Source organism: Bacillus sp. EB106-02-03-XG38, from assembly GCF_058792175.1.
Genome location: NZ_JBYTED010000004.1, coordinates 156170 through 180150 on the forward strand (window position 1 = coordinate 156170; position 23981 = coordinate 180150).

Sequence of the window (23981 nt, forward strand, 5' to 3'; positions counted from 1 at the left end):
AACTTTAATCAGTGGGTGGGGGTTGTTCATCCCCCACCTAACTTCCTTGCTTCCTTCCTCTGAATTTGGGGATGGGGGTCTTACTGCCCGTTAATGCGGGATAAATAAGTGTTTCACTGCAGAATCCGTCTCAGTTGAATTGCTTGAAAGGTGAAGAGTAGTACATAATACAGATTTTACTTCATTTTTCGACAAAAAATTTGTTATAGTTAGATTAGGTTGTTGGTCTGAATTTTGGACAACTTTTCCACTAACAGTTGTAATTACTCCATTTTTATCTACTTTTACAATGAAATCTTGATTATATACTTTATAGTTTTTGTAAGTTTGTGCAAGATGAATTTCGGTTTGATTTTCTTTTGTTTCTTTATTTGTAGGTTGGGAATCTACATTCAGTTCAGTTGTCACTCACTCTTGTTGAGCTTTCGCCTCGTTTATATCATCCTTTAAATACTTTTTTAGCATATTTTTTTGTATCATTTTGAGGTTGTGTTAATTTTTAAATCATTAAACTAGGCTGAGAAATTCCAACTTTTATTTCATTTTTATCTAGTTCTTGGGTGTGAAAAGCTTCTGTTGATAAAGGATAAAGAAGACCGAATGTAATGAAAGCACGGGCGAGTTTTCTATAATTTATCCCGCTTTAATGGGCAGTAAGACCCCACCTCAAAATTCAGCGAAAGCAAAGAATTTAGGTGGGGGACGGGCTGCCCATAAAAGTCCGATTGGTGAGAGCTAATAATCAGTGGGATGAAGAAAACCCCACTGATTAAAGTTTTACTTTATCTATAAAACTACTAATCTATTATTGTATGTGAGATGGATTGTATGAAAAATTTGCCGAATTTTATATATATTATGCATTATTTCATATCAAAAATTGTCGAATTCACATTATTGTAGTGGTATGACAACTTAAAAAATTAGATTGTTATAATGGGATGGTGAGTAAGTATGCACGCAGAAAAATTAGGAAGTGAAATTAAGAAGATTAGGGTAATGAGGGGTTTAACACAAAAACAGCTATCCGAAAATATATGTCATCAATCGGAAGTGAGCCGAATTGAATCGGGCGCGGTATACCCAAGTATGGATATATTGCAAGGTATCGCAGCGAAATTACAAGTTCCTATTATTCACTTTTATGAGGTACTTATTTATTCTGATATTGAAAGAAAAAAGTTATTTAAAGATAAAATTCAAATGTTGAGTAAGAAGAAACAATATGCTGAAATTTATAGCATTGTTTCAAATGAATTAAAAAAAGAAAAGTTTCATCCAGAATTTAATCAGTTTCTTCTTTGGTACTATTACTTATCTGCATATGTTTTACAGAAAATTAATTTTGAATATTGCATTTTAGAGTTGAAAAAAATTGTACATCAATCATACGGAGGAATAGATGTATTTCAAAATTTATATATTGAAAATTCTATTGCAAGTATTTGTGCAGAAAATAATCAATTAGATAGGGCAATAAATTCATTTCGAGCTATTTTAGAACAGTTAGAATCGCTACATAATAATGAGGCATTCACAGTTAAAGTTCGATATAATTATGCAAAAGCTTTATATTTGAGTGATCAGTTTGAAGAGGCATTGTATCAAGTGAATGAAGCGATTGAGGCTTCTCGGTATATGGGAAGTATGGAATTAATCGGTCAATTGTATTATCAAAAGGGCGAGTGCCTTGAGAAATTAGAGTATTCATCAGATGATATTAAAGAAGTGTATAAAAAAGCGTCTTTCTTCTTTGATTTATTAGATTTACATTCTTACAAAGAGACGTTATTAAAAAAAAAGAAGTATTTAAATTAAAATGATTTGGAATATGTATAGTGGTATATTTCGTAAGTTACATCCACAAAAAGCAATGAAATATCCAAAAAATGGGTATGCATAATTGCATAAGTTGTGGATAAATTTTCATGATATATTAAAAGAAAACGATGTGGGTGATGGAATATGAAAAAATTACTTATTGGTAGTCTATTAACGTTAGCAATGGCATGGGGTATTTCATTAACAGATACAGCTTTAGAGAAAAGCCAAGTAATTTCTCATAATGATCAAGAGGTACAATTAGCTTCAGATTTACCATTTGAACATTAAAAAAACAACCGTCTTACTTAGACGGTTGTTTTTTTGTGGAGTAACCTCCAAACGTCTTTACTAGAAACAGGCTTGCTAATAAAGAATCCTTGAATGTGGTCACAGTTTTGTTCATATAAAAACTTCCATTGTTCTTCCGTCTCTACACCTTCTGCAATAACTTCTAAATTTAGTTCTTTTGATAGTGTAATGATGGAAGAGATAATCGCTTCCTCTAAAGGGCTAGTTGTTATGCCGCAAATAAACTCTCGAGCAATTTTTAATGTGTTAATTGGATATTTTGTTAAATAAGCTAAAGAACTATAACCAGTTCCAAAGTCATCGATTGAAATTTGAATACCGAGGTTTTGAAGCTGTTCTAGTTTGGAAATGACAGATTGATTTTGATTAATTGCGATACTTTCTGTAATTTCGATATCTAGCGCTTCCGGTTTTAGTTCGGTTTCTTCTAACACTTTTGAAATAGTATGGATTAAATTTGCATGGTTAAATTGAACAACAGATAAATTCACACCAACTTTCAAGTGAGAAAAACCTTGATTATGCCATCTTTTTGCCTCTAAGCAAGCGGTACGTAAAATCCAATTTCCAAGTTCAATAATAAATCCGGTTTCCTCCGCTAGAGGAATGAATTGGGCAGGAGATACAATACCGAGTTTTGGGTGTTTCCAACGAATTAATGCTTCAAAACCGATAATTTGTTTTGTTTTTGTGCTTACTTGTGGCTGATATTCTAGGAAAAATTCATTTTGTTGTAATGCTTTTGCAAGTTCGCCTTCTAAGAATTGGATTTCATTTTGTGCAATACTTATTTCTTTTGAGAAGAAAACAAATCTGTTTTTTCCATTTGCTTTCGCGCGATACATAGCCATATCAGCATTTTTCATTAATTCAGTAACATCGGCCCCGTAATCAGGATACATGGCAATTCCAATACTCGGTGTAATAGACAGTTCTTCATCTTGAATGAAGAATGGTTTGTTTAAAACGGTTAAAATCTGTTCAGCTATAAAAGCCGCACTTTTTTCTGAGTACATATCCGGTAATAGAATTGTAAACTCATCTCCGCCTTGACGAGCAACGATATCTTTTGAACGCAAGCAACCACGTAATCTTTTTGCTACTTCAATTAATAATAAATCTCCGACGTCGTGTCCGAGTCTATCGTTAATTTTTTTGAATCGATCTAAATCAAGGAACATGACTGCAACATCATTTGCGCTAGTTTGAGCCGTATTTAAAATATTTTTTAAATCTTTTTCAAACTTTCGGCGATTTGGTAATCCAGTAAGTGCATCATGAAAGGCTAAATGTTCTACTTGTTTTTGTTTTTCATATAAAGTTGTAATATCACGTGCTATGCCGAACATCCCAACAACTTCTTTGTTTATGAAAGTAGGGATGAGTGTAATGTGGAGGTAATAGTAATAGCCTTCTTTTTCTTTTGTGCGAACTTCTAAAGTTTGTGGTCGACCTTCTGTTGTCATTTGCAAAGCTTTCTTTAGTAAATCATGGTCTTTTGAGTCAATAAAGTGTAGAAGAGAATAGCTTTCTACTTCACAATAGTAGGCGGTAAATAAGCTTTCACAGGCTGTATTAGATTGTTGGAAAATACCATCCATATTTAAAGAGAAAACGGCATCAGGATGATCTTCGAATAACGATTTATAGCGTTGTTCACTCTTTGATAACGCAAATGCACCTTCTTCTACTTTGCCTTCTAGTTGTGTAGTCAACTGTTCATATGTATCGATTAGTGCTTGATTATCTTTCCACATGTAAAGTTGTCGTAGGAATAACAAGATGAGTGATAATACTAGACCTATTAACATGAACTTATCATCCCAAGGTTGAATAAGAATAAAGGAAAAGGTAATGACTATACTGAAATAGGGTAATATAAAGCGCACATAGTCGAATCGATAGTACTTTGTTTTCGTTTCATGCTGCATTGGTTTATCCAAAATGTATAGTATGGATGACAAACCAATTAATAAAATTGAAGCAGTATGTACTAAGTAAGAGACTTCAGAAGAGGTTTTCATCCCTAAATTTAGTTGGAACAGGTGTATATATCCGTAAACAAGTATGATAGTAAAGCCGATAATTAATGAAATTCTGCTAGATGAATATTGTTCTCGTCTATATAGGCTAATAACAGCGTAAATTACTAATGATTGTGCAATAAAGTATCCGATTAAAACCCATTGATCTGTTGTTAGCGTACGAAAGTTTGAAAGGTCTAAAATAAAAGTTAAGGTAAAATAAATATTCATGATCACAATAAAGATGCTATCGAATGAAAATTGAGCAAGGCCTCTAATAGAGTAATGTTTTATGAATTTGATAGCAAAACCAGAAAAGAGCAAAATATACTGTATGATGAAAAAAGGTAGTGCCTTATATGAGAATATGACTTGATCATATATAGAAAGTGAATGAAGAAATAAAGTTATCTCCATGGTTAGTCCGCATATGCAAGTGCATAGTAATAAAACCCAAAATAATTTATCACTACGCTTCATTTTCTGAATAGCTTTATATAAGCAATAGCAAGAAAAGAGTGCAGCAAAACAAAATAAGAAGAGGATTCCAATCTCTTTTATATTCAAGTCCTTAGGGATAAGAAATATCCAAAGGGAAAATATAGTTATATACATTATGACAAAGTGTACATATTTTTTTTGATTAATCATAGTATGACTCCGTTTCAATAAAGTTGAATCACAGGTGGAAAATGCTAACTCCAATCATAGCATATAAAATAGGGTGTTTTTTACTAAAAAAATTACTTTTTTTGAAAAAAATAGCTCAACATTACAATTTACCATTGTAATGTTGAGCTATTTATTCTTTTAACCCCTCTTATAGAGGATAATTCATGTATGAGTTGCAGCATTGCTAAATCTTTCTGTTTACTTTCAATCATAATATCGAAATCATGATTGATTTTTTTTGCAATGTGTAAGAAAGGTTTAATAAACTCTAAATCAATATATTCAGCGTGAGCCCTAAACTCTTTTTCTGATTTAGGGGAGGAAATGTGAACTTTAGGAAGGATATTTGTATGTGACCAAGTTTCAAAAATTGCAGGAAGTAAATCTTCTAGCGGTTCCTCGCAAAGATTGGCCATGTGATGATGATAATCAAATACGAAAGGGATCTTTTCTTTTTGGCAAATAGATAAAGTTTCAGCAGTTGTATATGTTTTATCGTCGTTTTCAAGTGTCATTTGCTTTTTTATATGTGCAGGAAGTTTTTTTATGTTTTCATGGAAACGTCCAACCGCTTTTTCTTTATTTCCATAGGCACCACCTACATGGATGTTAATATAAGAAGAATCTGCAATTCCTATTGCATCTAATACTTTATAATGATAGGTCATATCTGTAATAGCGTTAGTTGTAATATGTGGCTTATCGCTTGTAAATAGCGTAAATTGATTTGGATGAAAACTTACTCGCAAATTGTGCTCTTTAATTAATGCCCCAATTTTACGCCAAAGCGGTGTGAACAACCCGATGTAATCAAACTCGACTTCGGGATGTGTTGCAAGTGGGACGATGGAAGAAGATAAGCGATATAATGGAATTTCATGCGCTATGTTGTAATGAAGAATACGTATTGTATGCTCCAGATTCTGCCGCGTAACATCGTACAATTTATCTTCTCGTTCTTGTTTACTGAGCTTTTGAAAGCTAGTAAATGTCATCGTTTTAGCCGGAGAACAGTCCCAGAGTGCCATTGCATGTGAGACATATCCGAAACGCATAATCATAAAGAATACATCTCCTTTATCCATTATCTTTCCTATAGAAAGAAAGCAAGTATCGTTCCTACCCATTCTTTTCCCCTATCAATAAGAGAAAGAGGACTAACATCTTTAAAGGAAAGTAATGACGAATTTTCTAGATCTTCATGGAATTTGCTTTTCACTGTTTGTATAAAATGTTTATCGTATAAAAGGCAGTTGATTTCATGGTTAATATATAAACTTCTCATATCAAAGTTTGCAGTTCCGATATCACAAATATAATCATCTACTATAATAACTTTAGCGTGAAAAAAGCCTTGTTGAAATGCGTAAATATTACACCCGGCTTGTATTAACTTTCGGCAATATGGGAATTTCGCTTCGCGCACAAGGGCATGATCCGCTTTTTCTGGAACGAGAATCGTGATTTGAACCCCACGTTTTCGTGCTTTTAATAATGCATCCATAATTTTTTTCCCAGGAATGAAATAGGGTGTACCGATAAAGAGTTCTTTTTCCGCGCTTTCGATTAAATATAAAAATGTATTTTGCAAATAGGCACCGTCAGTAGGGATAAAACGGTGTAGAATGGTTCCTGGTTGTTGCTTAGGAAAATAAAGAGATGAATCTAATAAATTTTGGTCCGTATCGTCGAGCCAATCATGTAAAAATTGCTTTTGTAAATCTTGTATTCCTTCTCCTGTAAGGCGTAAATGATAATCGCGCCATAATCCTAGTTTTTGATTATGCCCTAAATACTCTTCTCCAATATTAAATCCACCAATATAACCAATTTCCCCGTCAATAACTGTAATTTTTCTATGGTTTCTTTGATTTGCAGAAAAGAAAAGAAAAGGAAACTTAACTTTGTGACAAAATGAAAAAGAGACACCATGTTTTTGTAAGGAATGAATGGCCTCGTTTGATAAATGGTGGCTTCCTAATCGATCGAGTAAAAGTCTTACTTCAATTCCTTCCTTTGCCTTATCGATAAGTAATTTTAAAAATTCACGACTGATTTTATCGTTTTTTACAATGAAGAATAAAACGTGCACATGGTGTTTCGCCTGTTTTATATCAGTAAATAGGGCATCATACAAATCTTTTCCATATGTATAAAGGTGAAAATTACTTTGACGTAAAGGGAAAGAACGAGAACGTACACGTTTTAAATGAACAATTCTCCCATAAGAGAGATCGATTACAATCCAGAGAGCGATGCCTATTAACAAGAGAGATAAGAAGAACATGAATAAATTCCCTCCTTCACGGTCTTTTCACCATCAGTTTTTTATTAATCAAACTTTCACCTTATCCCGTTATTTGCGGGCTAATAATGAGTAGGGAATAAATCGCTCTCTACTCATTAAAGTTTCACTTTATAGTTTTACCGAAATAAACAGCTTTATTAAAAAATATGGTGTTGTATAACAAAAAACTGTTGACTGAATGCTCACTCATTATATAATGAAGATAGGGGAAAGAATTCAGAAAATTATATGTTTTTGAAGATTCTAAAAAAGAAAGAAGGCTTACAAAGAGAGGGGTAGCATAAAAATGAATAGTTTACTGATCATTAATTGGCTGGCTGCCATTGCTGTTATTGCTTATGCGGGATATTTGTTTGTGTATCTTATACGAACGAGGATGGCCTACATACAGTTAGGAAAAAAGATTGAATTTGACCGTCGTTTTAAAGAGCGTTGGGATCTTCTTAAGGTCAATGTTTTCGGTCAGAAAAAGCTGCTGAAAGATAAGAAGAGCGGCATTATTCACGTTATGTTCTTTTACGGATTTATTCTTGTCCAATTTGGAGCAATTGACTTCGTTTGGAAAGGACTCGCACCAGGATCACATCTTCCACTTGGACCACTATACCCTGCATTTACATTCTTCCAGGAAATTATCACACTTGTTATTTTAATTGCAGTCTTTTGGGCTTTTCATAGACGTTATGTTGAGAAGCTAGTTCGTTTAAAACGTAATTTCAAATCAGGCCTTGTCCTTATCTTTATCGGTGGCTTAATGATTTCTGTACTACTAGGTAATGGAATGGGAATTATATGGCACGGCGAGGAGCTTTCATGGAGTGAACCAATCGCTTCTGCAATCGCTTACGTTTTCTCGGGAATAAATGAAACCGCAGCCATTTCTGTGTTCTATTTCTCTTGGTGGGTGCATTTACTAATTTTGTTAACATTTTTAGTTTATGTTCCACAATCAAAACACGCGCATTTAATTGCGGGACCAGCCAACGTTTTCTTCGGTCGTCTTTCAAATCCAGGGAAACTTGAAAAGATTGACTTTGAAGATGAAACACAAGAAACGTTTGGTGTTGGTAAAATCGAAGACTTTAGACAAAATCAGCTTATCGATTTATACGCTTGCGTAGAGTGTGGTCGTTGTACAAATATGTGTCCGGCAACAGGAACAGGAAAAATGTTATCGCCGATGGATTTAATTTTAAAACTTCGCGATCATTTAACTGATAAAGGAGCAGCAGTGACATCGAAAGCACCTTGGGTTCCAGTAGTCGCTTTTAATAATACACAAGGAAATCAGTTAGCGATGATGGCAGCTGGGAAAGGGCAACAGGAATCTGCAGCTACAGCACTCGCTTACGATCCGAGTTTAATTGGAGATGTCATTACAGAAGAAGAGATTTGGGCTTGTACAACGTGTCGTAACTGTGAAGATCAGTGTCCGGTTATGAATGAGCATGTTGACAAAATTATTGATTTACGCCGCTATCTCGTTTTAACAGAAGGAAAGATGGACGCGGAAGCGCAGCGTGCGATGACAAACATCGAGCGTCAAGGGAATCCGTGGGGTCTGAACCGTAAAGAGCGTGAAACATGGCGTCAAGGTGATGATGAAGTAACAGTTCCAACTGTGAAAGAAAAATCGAAAGCTGGCGAGGAGTTCGAATATTTATTCTGGGTTGGTTCAATGGGATCATATGATAATCGTAGTCAGAAGATTGCGATCTCGTTTGCGAAGTTGATGAACGAAGCAGGCATTTCATTTGCGATACTTGGTAATAAAGAGAAGAACTCTGGAGATACACCGCGCCGACTTGGAAATGAATTTGTGTTCCAAGAGATGGCGACAAAGAATATCGAAGAATTTGAAAAGGCAGGAGTGAAGAAAATCGTTACGATTGACCCTCATGCTTATAACACATTTAAAAATGAGTATCCAGACTTTGGCTTGCAAGCAGAAGTCTATCATCATACAGAATTGTTAGCTCAATGGGTGAAAGAAGGACGCTTAAAACCTGTTCACGCTATTGAAGAAACAGTTACGTACCATGATTCCTGTTATTTAGGAAGATACAACGAAGTATACGAAGCGCCACGCGACATTTTGAAAGCGATTCCTGGTGTGAACCTTGTAGAAATGGCACGTAACCGTGAAACGGGAATGTGCTGTGGCGCAGGTGGTGGCTTAATGTGGATGGAAGAGACAGCAGGTTCGCGTATTAACGTTGCTCGTACAGAACAAGCACTAGCTGTGCAGCCATCCATTATCGGTACAGGTTGTCCATATTGCTTAACAATGATTAGCGATGGGACGAAAGCGAAAGAAGTAGAAGAGAACGTTCAAACGCTTGATGTAACAGAGATTTTAGAACGCTCTGTTATCGGACAGAAGAAAGAAGCGATGTAATCTGCAAGCATGAATACAATTTCAGAGAGAGGTGCAATCATTGCACCTCTTCTCAACGTAACAATGCCGAGCGAGCGCTCGGTGCTAAAAAAAGAAATGGGGGAAAGAAAAATGAATAAAACAGTTATTTTAAGTGCTGCAAGAACACCGGTTGGGAAATTTGGAGGGTCTTTAAAAGACGTAAAAGCAACAGAACTTGGAGGAATTGCAATTAAAGCGGCGCTTGAAAGAGCAAATGTTTCTGCTAGTGATGTCGAGGAAGTTATATTTGGAACGGTTATTCAAGGTGGACAGGGACAAATTCCATCGCGCCAAGCTGCGAGAGCTGCTGGAATCCCTTGGGAAGTGCAGACGGAAACAGTGAATAAAGTTTGTGCATCAGGTCTTCGTGCGGTTACGTTAGCGGATCAAATTATTCGTACTGGCGATCAATCATTGATTGTAGCTGGCGGTATGGAGTCGATGAGTAACAGTCCTTACATTTTACGCGGAGCAAGATGGGGATACAGAATGGGCAACAACGAAGTTATTGATTTAAATGTTGCTGACGGTTTAACATGTGCATTTTCAGGCATACACATGGGTGTTTATGGCGGAGAAGTTGCAAAGGAAGACGGAATCTCTCGTGAAGCACAAGATGAATGGGCATATCGTAGTCATCAACGTGCAGTTTCAGCACATAAAGAAGGACGTTTTGAAGAGGAAATCGTGCCAGTAACGATTCCGCAAAGAAAAGGTGATCCGATTGTCGTTGCAAAAGATGAGGCGCCACGCGAGGATACAACGGTTGAAAAGTTAGCAAAATTAAAACCTGTATTTGATAAAACAGCGGCAGTGACAGCTGGTAATGCGCCAGGCCTAAACGACGGTGGTGCTGCACTTGTATTAATGAGCGAAGACAGAGCGAAGCAAGAAGGAAGAAAGCCATTAGCGACAATTTTGGCGCATACAGCAATTGCAGTGGAATCTAAAGATTTCCCGAGAACGCCAGGTTATGCAATTAATGCATTGTTAGAAAAAACAGGAAAGACAATTGAAGACATTGATTTATTTGAGATTAATGAAGCATTTGCAGCGGTAGCAATTGCAAGTACAGAGATTGCGGGAATTGACCCAGAAAAATTGAATGTAAATGGCGGAGCAGTAGCGATGGGACACCCGATTGGAGCAAGTGGAGCGCGCATTATCGTTACATTAATCCATGCCCTTAAGCAACGCGGCGGCGGAATTGGAATTGCTTCGATTTGTAGCGGTGGTGGTCAAGGCGATGCAGTGATGATTGAGGTTCATTAATTTACGGTGAGAAAATGATTTATTACAGACTTATATTAAGGGGGAAGAAGAAATGAGTGTACAAAAAATTGTTGTAATTGGTGCGGGACAAATGGGTTCAGGAATTGCACAAGTATGTGCAATGGCAGGATATGATGTGAAGGTACAAGATTTGAAACAGGAGCAATTAGATAGAGGATTGGCTATTATTACGAAAAACTTAGCACGCCAAGTAGAAAAAGGGCGCATGAAGGAAGAAGAGAAGGAAGCTACGCTAAATCGTCTTACAGTAACGCTTGATTTAGATTGTGTGAAGGAAGCGGACCTTATTATTGAAGCGGCTGTTGAGAAAATGGATATTAAAAAGAAAATTTTTGCGAATTTAGATGAAATCGCTCCAGAACACGCAATTTTAGCGACGAATACGTCATCTCTACCAATTACAGAAATTGCAGCGGTAACGAAGCGTCCAGAAAAAGTAATCGGTATGCATTTTATGAATCCAGTTCCGGTTATGAAACTTGTTGAAATTATTCGTGGATTGGCTACAGGTGATGCGGTCTATGAAACGATTGAAGATATTACGAAGAAAATTGGGAAAGTACCAGTTGAAGTAAACGATTTCCCAGGGTTTGTATCAAACCGTATTTTATTACCGATGATTAACGAAGCAATCTATACGTTATATGAAGGTGTAGCGACGAAAGAAGCAATTGATGAAGTAATGAAACTTGGGATGAATCATCCAATGGGCCCTTTAACGCTCGCTGATTTTATCGGTTTAGATACATGTTTATACATTATGGAAGTGTTGCATGAAGGTTTAGGTGATAGTAAATATCGCCCATGTCCATTACTACGTAAGTATGTAAATGCAGGATGGTTAGGACGTAAAACAGGTCGTGGTTTCTACGTTTACGAATAAATCCCCCTTTGTTACAAAATAGTGGTCTTACCAAATTGTTAAAAGGATATATAGCAAATGGAGGCGGAGTATATGAACTTTCGTTTTAATGAAGAACAGCAAATGATGAGGAAGATGGTTCGAGATTTTGCGCAGAAGGAAATAGCTCCCTTTGTTCCGAGTATGGAACAAGGGGTGTTCCCAAAAGAGATTTTGCAGAAGATGGGTGAGCTTGGATTAATGGGAATTCCAGCGCCTGCAAAATACGGCGGTGCAGAAATGGATTTTATTTCTTACATTTTAGCAATTGAAGAAATTTCAAAGGTAAGCGCAACAGTTGGTGTAATTTTAGCTGTACATACGTCAGTTGGGATGAACCCTATTTTATATTTCGGAACAGAAGAACAGAAAGAGAAATATGTTTCTAAACTTGCGACTGGTGAATATTTAGGAGCATTTGCATTAACAGAACCAAATGCAGGATCAGATGCAGGGAGTTTGAAATCAAGAGCTGTAAAGAAAGGCGATCACTACATTATTAATGGATCGAAAGTATTTATTACAAATGGTGGTGAAGCAAATACATACATTGTATTCGCTTCTACAAATCCAGAGGCAGGAAAGAGCGGGATTTCTGCATTTATAGTAGAGAAAGATACACCGGGCTTAATTATCGGCAAAGACGAGCATAAAATGGGGCTTCTCGGTTCTCGCACAGTACAACTTACGTTCGAGGATATGAAAGTGCCAGCTGAGAATTTACTTGGTGAAGAAGGACAAGGATTTAAGGTAGCGATGGCGAATTTAGATGTTGGACGAATTGGAATTGGAGCGCAAGCATTAGGAATTGCAGAAGCGGCGCTTGCATGTGCGATTGATTATGCGAAAGAACGTGAGCAATTCGGAAAGCCAATTGCGGCGCAGCAAGGGATTGGCTTCAAACTTGCGGATATGGCTACTAGTGTAGAAGCGGCGCGATTACTCGTATATAGAGCGGCATCGCTAAGAGCACAAGGATTACCATGTGGTAAAGAGGCATCTATTGCGAAACTATTCGCTTCTAAGACGGCTGTTGAAGTTGCGATTGAAGCGGTGCAAGTATTTGGTGGTTACGGTTATACGAAAGACTATCCAGTAGAAAGATTTTTCCGTGATGCGAAAATCACGCAAATATATGAAGGAACGAGTGAGATACAGAAACTCGTTATTAGCCGAGCTTTATAAAAGCACAAGGGGGAGACGGGCATGCATTTTAAACTATCAGAAGAACATGAAATGATAAGAAAAATGGTTCGAGATTTTGCTAAGAACGAAGTAGCACCGACGGCAGCTGAGCGTGATGAAGAAGAGAGATTTGATCGTGCAATATTTGATCAAATGGCAGAGCTTGGTTTAACCGGCATTCCGTGGCCTGAAGAATACGGTGGAATTGGAAGCGATTACTTAGCTTATGTAATTGCCGTTGAAGAATTATCCCGTGTATGTGCTTCTACAGGTGTAACATTATCTGCACATACTTCGCTTGCTGGTTGGCCCATTTTTAAATTTGGAACGGAAGAGCAAAAACAAACGTTTTTACGACCGATGGCAGAAGGGAAGAAAATTGGCGCGTACGGCTTAACGGAGCCGGGATCTGGATCGGATGCTGGTGGAATGAAGACGATTGCTAAAAGAGATGGAGACCATTATGTATTAAATGGATCAAAAATCTTTATCACTAATGGCGGTATTGCTGATATTTATGTTGTCTTTGCGTTAACTGATCCTGAATCGAAGCAGCGCGGCACGAGCGCATTTATTGTGGAAAGTGATACACCAGGATTTTCAGTTGGGAAGAAGGAAAGTAAGTTAGGGATTCGCTCTTCACCAACAACTGAAATTATGTTCGAAGATTGCCGCATTCCTGTAGAGAATTTACTAGGGGAAGAAGGACAAGGATTTAAGATAGCGATGCAAACATTAGATGGTGGCCGTAACGGTATTGCGGCGCAAGCGGTTGGTATTGCGCAAGGGGCTTTAGACGCTTCTGTAGAATATGCAAGAGAGCGTCATCAGTTTGGGAAGCCGATTGCGGCGCAACAAGGAATTGGCTTTAAACTTGCAGATATGGCAACGGATGTGGAGGCGGCGCGTCTTCTAACATACCAAGCGGCTTGGCTTGAATCGGAAGGGCTTCCGTACGGGAAAGAGTCGGCGATGTCAAAAGTATTTGCAGGCGATGCAGCGATGAAGGTGACGACTGAAGCGGTACAAGTATTTGGTGGTTACGGTTATACGAAAGATTATCCAGTAGAGCGTTATATGCGAGATGCAAAGATTACACAGATTTATGAAGGAACACAAGAGATTCAAAGGTTAGTAATTTCTCGTATGTTAACGAAGTAGGATGAAAGGCGTAGGTATTTTCCTACGCTTTTTCCTTCCAAAAAATAAGGGGAAGAGGTGAAGGGGATGGTTAAACATAATGTACATGCGTCCGTGAAAGATGAAAAATTAGTCGCGTTAAGACGTGAACAAATGATTAAAGGTGCGGTGCAGTTGTTTAAGCAAAAAGGGTTTCCGCGTACAACAACGAGAGAGATTGCAAAGGCAGCTGGATTTAGTATTGGTACGCTTTATGAATACATTCGTACAAAAGATGATGTTTTGTATTTAGTTTGTGATAGTATTTATGAACATGTAAAGGAAAGATTAGAGGAAGTAGTTTGTACAGAAAAAGGGAGTATAGAAAGTTTAAAGATAGCAATAACGAATTACTTTAAAGTAATGGATGAATTGCAGGAAGAAGTATTAATCATGTATCAAGAGGTACGTTTTTTGCCGAAAGAATCACTCCCGTACGTATTAGAAAAGGAGTTTCAAATGGTAGGAATGTTCGAGAATATTTTAGAACAGTGTACGGAAAATGGAACTTTTACATTAAATAAAAAAGAAATACAGCTTCTCGCACATAATATTTTTATACAAGGCCAGATGTGGGGATTTAGGCGTTGGGCCCTGCAAAAACTATATACGCTCGAAGAATATACAGAGATGCAAATTAGGTATGTGCTGCAAGGGGCCCATATGCTCCCGAAATAAGGGCTGGATAAATTATAATTTTATTGGCATTAAAGTTTCCCGTTTTTTTTGTAGCATATTTGTGCGACTTTTGTTTATAATGAATAGTATGGATTTTTTTAAGCAGACCGTTATATATAAGGTTATATTTGATGAAAGGAAGTGCCGCATAAGTGAATTTTAAGCAATATTCACCAGAAGAGCTAAAAGAATGTTCAATGATTGAAGTTGTACATAGCGTTTTAGGGGATAAAAGACAAGCAACGACATTCAACGAGTTGGTTCAAGAAATCGCTCAAGTGCTGGGACTATCTCAAGAGCAAGTTAATGCGAAACTCGCACAATTTTATACAGACTTAAACATCGATGGACGTTTCATTAATTTAGGAGAAAATCGTTGGGGGCTACGCAGCTGGTACCCATATGAGCAAATTGATGAAGAAATCTTACCTCAGCCAAAACCGAAGAAGAAACGTAAAGTTGAAGAAGACGGTTTTGACGACTACATTGAAGAAGATGAAGACTTCGAAGATGCAGACGGAAATGAAGACGAAGATGATGATGTAGAAGATTTGGACAAGGTTCTTGAAGAAGAAGACGGAGATGACGATGATCTTGATGATTTAGATGAAGATGATGACGATGACTTCGCTGAAGAAGAACTTGAGTATGATGAAACTGAAGAAGAAGAGGAAGAACTGTAGTTCTTGACTTTTCATTATCGTCCATGTAGAATCATTTTTGGGCTCTTTAAAAAAGGACGATAATACTTTTAAAGTGTAAATATAAAAGAAAATTGCTCCCTACTTATTACTTTTTGTGATGAGGGGAGCAATTTTCTTTTTTGTTTTTTGTTTAGAAAATAAAAAGAGTCTAACAATAAGATGGATACAGTGTTATCTACATACGTTGCGCTTTGCAACGGTGATTATATAACAGCAAAGTAGAAGGGAGCTTTTTCATGACTAAGTATATTTTTGTAACAGGCGGTGTAGTATCGTCTTTAGGAAAAGGTATTACAGCAGCATCTCTAGGAAGACTTTTAAAAAATCGTGGTTTAAACGTAACGATTCAAAAGTTTGATCCATACATTAACGTAGACCCAGGGACTATGAGCCCATACCAACACGGTGAGGTATTCGTAACAGATGATGGTGCAGAAACTGACTTAGACCTTGGTCACTATGAGCGTTTCATCGACATCAACTTAAACAAATACAGCAACGTAACAACAGGTAAAATTTACTCTTCAGTTCTTCAAAAAGAGCGTCGTGGTGAATACCTAGGAGGAACAGTTCAAGTTATTCCTCACATTACTAACGAAATTAAAGAGCGCGTATACCGTTCTGGTCGCGAAACAAACGCGGACGTTGTTATTACAGAAATTGGTGGAACTGTTGGTGACATCGAATCTCTACCATTCTTAGAAGCAATCCGTCAAATTAAGAGCGACATCGGTCGTGACAATGTAATGTACATTCACTGTACGTTAATCCCGTACTTAAAAGCAGCGGGTGAAATGAAAACAAAACCAACGCAACATAGCGTTAAAGAGCTTCGCAGCTTAGGTATTCAACCAAATATTATCGTTGTTCGTACAGAATTGCCTGTTTCTCAAGATATGAAAGACAAGCTTGCATTATTCTGTGACATCGATACAAAAGCAGTTATCGAAGCGCGCGATGCAGATACTTTATATGCGGTTCCATTATCTCTTCAAGAGCAAAATATGGACCAAATCGTTTGTGATCACTTAAAATTAGACAATCCAGCTGCAGATATGACAGAGTGGACAGCGCTAGTTGAAAAAGTGCGTAACCTTTCTAAGAAAACAAAAATCGCTCTTGTTGGTAAATACGTAGAGCTTCAAGATGCATATATTTCTGTTGTAGAAGCACTTCGTCATGCAGGTTACTCTTTCGACACAGATGTAGAAGTGAAATGGGTAAATGCTGAGCACGTAACACCAGAGAACGTACAAGAATTAGTAGGAGACACAGATGGTATCCTTGTACCAGGTGGCTTCGGCGATCGTGGTGTAGAAGGTAAAATCGTTGCAATTCAATACGCTCGTGAAAACAAAGTTCCATTCCTAGGAATTTGCTTAGGTATGCAACTTGCATCAATCGAATTCGCACGTAACGTATTAGGATTAGAAGGAGCTAACTCTTCTGAAATTAATCCTGACACACCTTATGCAATCATCGACTTATTACCAGAACAAAAAGATGTAGAAGACTTAGGTGGTACACTTCGTCTTGGTCTATATCCATGTAAGCTTGCTGAAGAAACAAATGCATACAATGCTTACAATGAGCCGGTTGTATATGAGCGTCATCGTCATCGTTATGAGTTCAACAATCAATTCCGTCCGGATATGGAAAAAGAAGGATTTGTATTCTCTGGTACAAGCCCAGATGGCCGTCTAGTTGAAATCATTGAATTAAAAGATCATCCTTGGTTCGTGGCAGCGCAGTTCCACCCAGAACTAGTTTCTCGTCCAAACCGTCCACAACCGTTGTTCCATGACTTCGTAAGAGCTTCTATTACGAATAAAGAGAGCAAGTAATAAAAAAAGCGCCTGAAATAGGGCGCTTTTTTTAATATTCATTTAACATTTCATCGATTGTAAATTTAATCCCGTGATATGCAAATAAAGCTACAATTAAGCTTGGGAATCCGTAACGATTACCTTCATCGTCTGGAATAAGACCTTTTAACAGCTTTGTATCAATATGTACATCTGTATATTGTTCTAGTGATTCAGTACCTTCTTGCATAGCCGAGATGCCGACAATAGAGTGTCCATCTGCTTGCAGTCTTTTTGCTATTGCTACAACTTCTTCATCTGTTGAAAAACGGCTAATAAGAAGTACACGATCTGCAGAAGTTACTTCTACTTCTTTACCATTTTCAAATAATCGTTTTGCTTGCTTCATTGGTTCAGCACCGAATAGTGCTTCAGCAACGACGCCCTCCATTTCATTTGTACCATGTAAATAAATGAAACCTTCGCCAATTAATGCTTGAGCAAGTAGACGGGCGCTATCTTCTATATTCATTTCCTCTTTTTGAGAAACTCTGGAGAAATAACCACTTAATTGAGTTGAAAAAATTTTTAACATAATGTTACTCCCTTCGTACGTGTTTACCGGCTTTCATTATAGTGTATTTTTTTAGAAAGGTGAAATCGAAGGGTAGCATAACAAAATAGGAAACGGTAAAATAAGAAAGAATAGGAAGGAATTTGCCAAAGAATAGCGAAAATTAATCGTTAAGATATAAGAAGCTTTAAATCTTGTACTTACACAGAAAGGTTGGGAGTTATGGAAGGGAAAATTTTAATCGTTGATGATCAATATGGCATTCGTGTGTTATTACATGAAGTGTTCCAAAAAGAAGGTTATCAGACATTCCAAGCAGCAAATGGATTTCAAGCTTTAGATATCGTGAAAAAAGATAATCCAGATTTAGTTGTGTTAGATATGAAAATTCCAGGTATGGATGGTATAGAGATTTTAAAGCATGTAAAGGAAATTGATGAGAGTATTAAAGTAATTTTAATGACTGCTTATGGAGAGCTTGATATGATCCAAGAAGCAAAAGATTTAGGAGCTTTAATGCACTTTGCTAAACCATTTGATATTGATGAAATTCGTCAAGCGGTGAGAAATGAGCTCGCTGTAGAGGCGTAAAAATGAATTTTTTATAAAAAATATGGAAAAAAGCGTTTACATGGACTATTGTGCAGGTGAATACGGTTGAGTTTTTGAGTACAAGTTGTTATCCTATTGAGTGTAGAAAAAAGTCCGGTATGTAGATATACATATTTTACCTTATTCTGGTCATACTACCAGCGATAAGAACTTATCGGATACAAAAAACGTTTTTTAGGAGGATTCACCATGCCTTTAGTTTCTATGAAAGAAATGCTAAACAAAGCACTAGAAGGAAAATACGCAGTTGGTCAATTCAACATGAACAACTTAGAGTGGACTCAAGCTATCTTAGCTGCTGCGGAAGAAGAAAAATCTCCTGTAATCCTAGGTGTATCTGAGGGTGCAGCTCGTCATATGACTGGTTTCAAAACAGTTGTAGCTATGGTTAAAGCTTTAATCGAAGAAATGAACATCACTGTTCCTGTAGCGATTCACCTTGACCATGGTTCAAGCTTCGAAAAATGTAAAGAAGCAATCGATGCAGGTTTCACATCTGTAATGATCGACGCTTCTCACCACCCATTCGAAGAAAACGTTGAAACTACTAAAAAAGTAGTAGAATATGCACACGCTCGTAACGTATCTGTTGAAGCTGAGCTTGGAACAGTTGGCGGACAAGAAGACGACGTAATCGCTGAAGGCGTAATTTACGCTGACCCAGCAGAGTGTAAGCACCTTGTTGAAGCAACAGGTATCGATTGCCTAGCTCCAGCTTTAGGTTCTGTACACGGTCCTTACAAAGGTGAGCCTAACTTAGGATTCGCTGAAATGGAACAAGTTCGTGACTTCACTGGTGTACCTTTAGTATTACACGGTGGTACTGGTATCCCAACTGCTGATATCGTAAAAGCTATCTCTTTAGGTACTTCAAAAATCAACGTAAACACTGAGAACCAAATCGAGTTTACAAAAGCTGTTCGTGAAGTATTAAACAAGGACCAAGAAGTTTACGATCCTCGTAAATTTATCGGACCTGGCCGCGACGCTATTAAAGCAACTGTTGCTGGTAAAATGCGTGAATTCGGTTCTAACGGTAAAGCGTAAGAATAAAATTCCGTTTTGGAAACCGTCTAGTCTTTTAGACGGTTTCCTTTCGTTGTATAATGAAAGCGTGAACAAATCTAAAGATTTTATCATTTTGTTTTTGAAATAGAAAATAATGTGCATTGTCCTATTAATAAATGTGATAACGTATCTAGATTGATAAAGTGAATTCGATGAATAGTTAATCTTTATCTATTCGTACTACAGGAGAAATGAAGATAATGGTTTCCTATTTATTGAGTGTTAGGGTGGAAAGAGTGATTGAGATTCTTAAGGGGAGCTTTCTATAAAAATATAGAAAGTAAATACATTCACAAGAAGGGAGCTCAATATGGAAAAATTGCTAATTGAAGGCGGAAGAGCTTTAAATGGAACAATTCGCGTAAGTGGTGCAAAGAACAGCGCCGTTGCACTAATTCCAGCAACAATTTTAGCAGATACTCCAGTAACTATTGGTGGTGTCCCTAATATTTCGGACGTGAAAATGTTAGGAGACTTACTAGAGGAAATTGGAGGAAGAGTAACTTATGGACAGGAGGAAGAGATGGTAGTCGATCCTTCTAACATGGTTGCAATGCCTTTACCAAATGGAAAAGTGAAAAAATTGCGTGCTTCTTATTATTTAATGGGTGCGATGCTTGGCCGTTTTAAAAAAGCTGTTATTGGGCTTCCAGGTGGATGTCATTTAGGACCGAGGCCGATTGATCAACACATTAAAGGATTTGAAGCGTTAGGTGCACATGTTACGAATGAACAAGGTGCTATCTATTTAAGAGCAGATGAACTACGCGGGGCACGTATTTATTTAGATGTTGTTAGTGTAGGGGCTACGATTAATATTATGCTAGCAGCTGTACGAGCGAAAGGTAGAACTGTTATTGAAAACGCAGCGAAAGAACCAGAGATTATTGATGTTGCTACATTGTTAACAAGCATGGGTGCACGTATTAAAGGTGCTGGTACAGATGTAATCCGAATTGATGGTGTGGATTCACTGCATGGTTGTCACCATACGATCATTCCGGACCGCATTGAAGCGGGTACGTATATGATTTTAGGAGCTGCATCAGGAGGAGAAGTAACAGTTGATAATGTTATTCCTCAGCATTTAGAGTCAGTTACGGCGAAGTTAAGGGAAGCTGGTGTTCAAGTTGAAACGAATGATGACCAAATTACAGTGAACGGTAATGGAAGGTTAAAAGTAGTTGATATAAAAACGCTTGTATATCCAGGTTTCCCAACAGACTTACAACAGCCGTTTACAACACTTTTAACCAAGGCCCATGGAACGGGTGTTGTAACGGATACGATTTACGGCGCGCGTTTTAAACACATTGATGAATTACGTCGTATGAATGCACAAATTAAAGTAGAAGGTCGTTCGGCGATTGTAACTGGTCCTGTTTTATTGCAAGGTGCAAAAGTGAAAGCGAGTGATTTACGAGCTGGAGCGGCCCTTGTTATTGCCGGGTTAATGGCGGATGGAATTACAGAAGTAACTGGACTTGAGCATATCGATCGAGGTTATGAAAATATAGTAGACAAGCTTAAAGGGCTTGGCGCAAACATTTGGCGAGAACAAATGACAAACCAAGAAATTGAAGAGATGAAGAACGCATAAGTGATACTTCCGCAAGGGGGAAGCGAAGCATCACTACTTGCGGAAGTACACTTTATAGAAAAACACGGTTCACACAATACGGCAGAAATATAAAGGCTTAAAGGAGAGGGATTATCGTGGAAAGAAGTTTATCTATGGAGTTAGTACGTGTAACAGAGGCTGCAGCTTTATCATCAGCGCGTTGGATGGGACGCGGGAAAAAGGATGAGGCAGACGGTGCAGCAACATCAGCTATGCGTGATGTATTTGATACAATTCCGATGAAAGGGACAGTTGTAATTGGTGAGGGTGAAATGGATGAAGCACCAATGCTATATATCGGAGAAAAATTAGGTACAGGATATGGTCCACGTGTAGACGTTGCAGTTGATCCTTTAGAAGGGACAAACATCGTGGCAGCTGGTGGATGGAATGCTCTTGCTGTTATTGCAATTGCAGATCACGGCAATTTGTTACATGCTCCTGACATGTACATGGATAAAATCGCGGTTGGCCCAGAAGCAGTTGGGGCGGTCGATATTGATGCGCCTATTATCGATAACTTACGTGCAGTTGCGAAAGCGAAAAATAAAGATATTGAAGATGTTGTAGCGACAGTTTTAAACCGTCCACGTCATCAAGCAATTATTGAAGAAATTCGTAAAGCTGGTGCTCGCATTAAATTAATTAATGATGGAGATGTAGCTGGCGCAATTAACACTGCATTTGATCGTACAGGTGTAGATATTTTATTCGGCTCTGGTGGTGCGCCTGAGGGTGTATTAGCAGCGGTTGCATTAAAATGTTTAGGCGGGGAGATTCACGGAAAACTATTACCGCAAAACGAAGCTGAATTGGCGCGTTGCAAAAAGATGGGCATAGAAGACATCAATCGCATTCTTCGCATGGAGGACTTAGTAAAAGGTGACGATGCAATCTTCGCAGCAACAGGCGTAACAGACGGAGAACTATTACGCGGCGTTCAATTTAAAGGAAGCGTAGGAACAACACAATCTCTAGTTATGCGTGCAAAATCAGGCACAGTACGCTTCGTAGACGGACGTCACAGCTTGAATAAAAAACCGAACTTGGTTATTAAGTAAAAAGCGGAGGTGGCTCGTTCAGAAGGGGTGAAATGGCTGACCCTTCTAGCCACCAGAGCTGGATTAAATAAAAAGCGAAGACAAATTTTCTTGTCTTCGCTTCTTGTATTTGTGTTCCAACGTATTGATTAAAACTAGATAAAAGGGTTACAATAGTGAATATTACCCTACTTGAACTTATTGCCTTTCATTATTAATTATTTGCCTTCCGTATTTTTTCCCTTTACCCATGTGAAAAGAGAATAATGTTAAAGTGTGGTGTCTGAATGAATTTGTCAATTGCAGCATTAGAAAACATGAAATTAAAAGAGTTATACGAGCTTGCGAAGGAATTTAAGATTTCGTATTATAGCAAATTAACGAAAAAAGAGTTAATTTTCGCCATTTTAAAAGCTCGAGCAGAAAAAGAAGGCTTCTTCTTCATGGAAGGCGTATTAGAAATTATTCAATCAGAAGGATTTGGATTCCTACGTCCTATCAACTACTCTCCAAGCTCAGAAGATATTTATATCTCAGCTTCGCAAATTCGTCGTTTCGATTTACGTAATGGAGACAAGGTTTCTGGTAAAGTACGACCTCCGAAAGAAAATGAACGCTATTTTGGATTATTACAAGTTGAAGCTGTAAACGGAGATGATCCAGAGTCAGCAAAAGAGCGTGTGCATTTCCCTGCATTAACACCATTATACCCAGATCGCCAAATGAAATTGGAAACGGAACCGAAAAAGTTACCGACACGCATCATGGATTTAATCGCACCAGTTGGATTTGGACAACGTGGTTTAATTGTCGCGCCTCCAAAGGCTGGTAAAACTAGTCTATTAAAAGAAATCGCACACAGTGTTACAACAAATCATCCGGAAGCTGAATTAATTGTACTTTTAATTGATGAGCGTCCAGAGGAAGTAACAGACATTGAACGTTCTGTTAAAGGAGATGTTGTAAGTTCTACTTTTGATGAAGTACCAGAAAATCATATTAAAGTAGCGGAACTTGTGTTAGAACGTGCAATGCGTCTTGTAGAGCACAAGAAAGATGTTATCATTTTAATGGATAGTATTACCCGTTTAGCGCGAGCTTACAACCTTGTTATTCCGCCAAGTGGTAGAACATTATCGGGTGGTATCGACCCAGCTGCCTTCCATAGACCGAAGCGTTTCTTTGGAGCTGCTCGTAATATTGAAGAAGGCGGTAGCTTAACGATTTTAGCAACAGCGCTTGTCGATACAGGATCTCGTATGGACGATGTAATTTACGAGGAATTTAAAGGAACTGGAAATATGGAACTTCACTTAGATCGTTCATTAGCTGAGCGTCGTATCTTCCCGGCAATTGATATTCGCCGTTCTGGTACACGTAAAGAAGATCTATTAATTCCGAAAGAACATTTAGACAAGCTATGGGGTATTCGTAAAACAATGCGCGATACACCAGACTTTGTTGAAGGTTTCTTACGTAAACTTCGTCAAACAAAGACAAATGAAGAATTTTTACAAAACATTGTTGCAGATTCAAAAAGATATGTAACAACGAAGTAAAGGGAAAAGATTGGGACTCGCTTATTTTGTGGTAAGCGAGTTTTTTATATTTTTTAGGTGATGTTAAAGAGAGATGCGAGGAAGAATATTAGTTGATTCTAATCGGATGAGTTGGCTCTGATTTAAGTTGATAGCGGCTAGAATCTCTAATCATTTCACGCTCTCGCATGGAGCAAAAAGCGCTTCAAGGTCGAGAGCTTGAAGTG

Annotated in this window: 20 protein-coding genes; 15 read left to right on the top strand and 5 right to left on the bottom strand. The window is 37.8% G+C overall.

The features are described 5' to 3' along the window. Positions 1-90: 90 nt before the first annotated feature. Entirely contained in the window at positions 91-408 is a 318-nt protein-coding gene (locus AC3WTI_RS19520) for a bacillolysin (protein ID WP_306298348.1), read from the bottom strand. A 546-nt stretch (positions 409-954) separates the two neighbouring features. Between AC3WTI_RS19520 and AC3WTI_RS19525 the strand changes: the two genes are divergently transcribed. Together AC3WTI_RS19525 and papR are read left to right on the top strand one after the other, a co-directional pair. Then, complete coding sequence (locus AC3WTI_RS19525; RefSeq protein ID WP_087959159.1) at positions 955-1818, top strand: helix-turn-helix domain-containing protein; 864 nt, start codon at positions 955-957, stop codon at positions 1816-1818. Positions 1819-1965: 147 nt separating this feature from the next. Beyond that, positions 1966-2112 carry a quorum-sensing peptide PapR gene (gene papR / locus AC3WTI_RS19530; RefSeq protein ID WP_000734740.1) on the top strand — a complete coding sequence of 49 codons (147 nt, stop codon included), beginning with the start codon at positions 1966-1968 and terminating at the stop codon, positions 2110-2112. 17 nt (positions 2113-2129) lie between these two features. On the opposite strand, the gene AC3WTI_RS19535 is transcribed toward papR, so the two are convergent. The 3 genes from AC3WTI_RS19535 to cls form a co-directional block, all read right to left on the bottom strand. Further along, positions 2130-4808 (bottom strand): DUF4084 domain-containing protein, encoded by a 2679-nt coding sequence (locus AC3WTI_RS19535; protein ID WP_097840443.1) that lies wholly within the window; start codon positions 4806-4808, stop codon positions 2130-2132. A gap of 128 nt (positions 4809-4936) precedes the next feature. Then, positions 4937-5890: a UV DNA damage repair endonuclease UvsE gene (uvsE, locus tag AC3WTI_RS19540; protein WP_142305793.1), complete on the bottom strand. Its 954-nt coding sequence runs from the start codon at positions 5888-5890 to the stop codon at positions 4937-4939. Positions 5891-5922: 32 nt separating this feature from the next. Further along, positions 5923-7116, bottom strand: a complete 1194-nt coding sequence (gene cls, locus AC3WTI_RS19545) for a cardiolipin synthase (protein ID WP_087959161.1) — start codon at positions 7114-7116, stop codon at positions 5923-5925. A 307-nt stretch (positions 7117-7423) separates the two neighbouring features. Here cls and AC3WTI_RS19550 point away from each other — a divergent pair, with 307 nt between their 5' ends. The 8 genes from AC3WTI_RS19550 (at position 7424) to pyrG (ending at position 17340) form a co-directional block, all read left to right on the top strand. After that, positions 7424-9535: a (Fe-S)-binding protein gene (locus AC3WTI_RS19550; RefSeq protein ID WP_097840444.1), complete on the top strand. Its 2112-nt coding sequence runs from the start codon at positions 7424-7426 to the stop codon at positions 9533-9535. 9 nt (positions 9536-9544) lie between these two features. Beyond that, a complete protein-coding gene (locus tag AC3WTI_RS19555; protein WP_142286716.1) occupies positions 9545-10828 on the top strand; it encodes an acetyl-CoA C-acetyltransferase in 1284 nt (427 codons plus the stop codon). Positions 10829-10880: 52 nt separating this feature from the next. Beyond that, entirely contained in the window at positions 10881-11732 is an 852-nt protein-coding gene (locus AC3WTI_RS19560; RefSeq protein ID WP_097840445.1) for a 3-hydroxybutyryl-CoA dehydrogenase, read from the top strand. Between the two features lie 72 nt (positions 11733-11804). After that, complete coding sequence (locus AC3WTI_RS19565; RefSeq protein ID WP_048528031.1) at positions 11805-12935, top strand: acyl-CoA dehydrogenase; 1131 nt, start codon at positions 11805-11807, stop codon at positions 12933-12935. 21 nt (positions 12936-12956) lie between these two features. Beyond that, entirely contained in the window at positions 12957-14096 is a 1140-nt protein-coding gene (gene acdA / locus AC3WTI_RS19570) for an acyl-CoA dehydrogenase AcdA (RefSeq protein WP_048528032.1), read from the top strand. 66 nt (positions 14097-14162) lie between these two features. Next, positions 14163-14792 carry a TetR/AcrR family transcriptional regulator gene (locus AC3WTI_RS19575; protein WP_000238599.1) on the top strand — a complete coding sequence of 210 codons (630 nt, stop codon included), beginning with the start codon at positions 14163-14165 and terminating at the stop codon, positions 14790-14792. Positions 14793-14944: 152 nt separating this feature from the next. Further along, the gene (rpoE, locus tag AC3WTI_RS19580; RefSeq protein WP_087959164.1) at positions 14945-15475 is read left to right on the top strand and encodes a DNA-directed RNA polymerase subunit delta; all 531 of its coding nucleotides are present in this window, start codon (positions 14945-14947) and stop codon (positions 15473-15475) included. 257 nt (positions 15476-15732) lie between these two features. After that, a complete protein-coding gene (pyrG, locus tag AC3WTI_RS19585; protein WP_048528034.1) occupies positions 15733-17340 on the top strand; it encodes a CTP synthase in 1608 nt (535 codons plus the stop codon). Between the two features lie 31 nt (positions 17341-17371). Here pyrG and AC3WTI_RS19590 read toward each other — a convergent pair whose 3' ends face one another. Next, a complete protein-coding gene (locus AC3WTI_RS19590; protein WP_097840446.1) occupies positions 17372-17896 on the bottom strand; it encodes a DUF2529 domain-containing protein in 525 nt (174 codons plus the stop codon). Positions 17897-18097: 201 nt separating this feature from the next. Here AC3WTI_RS19590 and spo0F point away from each other — a divergent pair, with 201 nt between their 5' ends. From spo0F to rho, 5 genes are all read left to right on the top strand, one after another. Then, positions 18098-18466 carry a sporulation initiation phosphotransferase Spo0F gene (spo0F, locus tag AC3WTI_RS19595; protein ID WP_000398594.1) on the top strand — a complete coding sequence of 123 codons (369 nt, stop codon included), beginning with the start codon at positions 18098-18100 and terminating at the stop codon, positions 18464-18466. A gap of 210 nt (positions 18467-18676) precedes the next feature. After that, positions 18677-19534 carry a class II fructose-bisphosphate aldolase gene (locus AC3WTI_RS19600; RefSeq protein WP_001131852.1) on the top strand — a complete coding sequence of 286 codons (858 nt, stop codon included), beginning with the start codon at positions 18677-18679 and terminating at the stop codon, positions 19532-19534. 331 nt (positions 19535-19865) lie between these two features. Further along, a complete protein-coding gene (murA, locus tag AC3WTI_RS19605) occupies positions 19866-21155 on the top strand; it encodes a UDP-N-acetylglucosamine 1-carboxyvinyltransferase (RefSeq protein ID WP_087959167.1) in 1290 nt (429 codons plus the stop codon). Positions 21156-21271: 116 nt separating this feature from the next. Further along, complete coding sequence (gene glpX, locus AC3WTI_RS19610; RefSeq protein WP_000442336.1) at positions 21272-22237, top strand: class II fructose-bisphosphatase; 966 nt, start codon at positions 21272-21274, stop codon at positions 22235-22237. A gap of 266 nt (positions 22238-22503) precedes the next feature. Further along, entirely contained in the window at positions 22504-23775 is a 1272-nt protein-coding gene (rho, locus tag AC3WTI_RS19615) for a transcription termination factor Rho (protein ID WP_001053898.1), read from the top strand. Positions 23776-23981 lie beyond the last annotated feature (206 nt).